This window comes from Mesorhizobium sp. M7A.F.Ca.US.006.04.2.1, assembly GCF_004022915.1.
GTDB classification, from domain to species: domain Bacteria; phylum Pseudomonadota; class Alphaproteobacteria; order Rhizobiales; family Rhizobiaceae; genus Mesorhizobium; species Mesorhizobium ciceri.
In genome coordinates, this window is sequence record NZ_RZQA01001623.1 from 1 (window position 1) to 490 (window position 490).

Genomic DNA, 490 nt, shown 5'->3' on the forward strand with positions numbered 1-490 from the left:
TATGGCGACGGCGCCGTCTCTATCGGCGATCCCAGCTATGCCAGCGGTACCGGCGCCTTCACCGGCGGCGCCAACAACATCGCCAACAGCGATGGCACGGCAACCGCCACCGCGGCCAATATGGCCAACGGCGCTGTCGCCATCGGCAACAGCAACAAGGCGATCGGGCAAGGCTCGGTGGCGCTGGGCAACGGCTCGACGGCGGGCGCAGCCGGCCTCGCCGGGAACGTCGCACTGGGCGATGGCGCGACAGCGGCGGCAAGCTCCGGCGATGTCGCGCTTGGTTCGGGCTCGGTCACCACTACGGCGGTCGGCACGGCCAGCGGTGTGGTCAACGGAACGACCTACGCCTTCCAGGGCACCAATCCGACCTCGACGGTCAGCATCGGTGCACCCGGCGCCGAACGCACCATCACCAACGTCGCTGCTGGGCGGATCAGTTCAACATCGACCGACGCGATCAATGGTACGCAGCTCGCCGCCGCCAACC

1 pseudogene is annotated in these 490 nt (G+C 68.6%); it reads left to right on the forward strand.

Annotated features, from left to right (window positions below):
- Positions 1-490: pseudogene (locus EN925_RS39095) on the forward strand (calcium-binding protein); the annotation flags it as partial.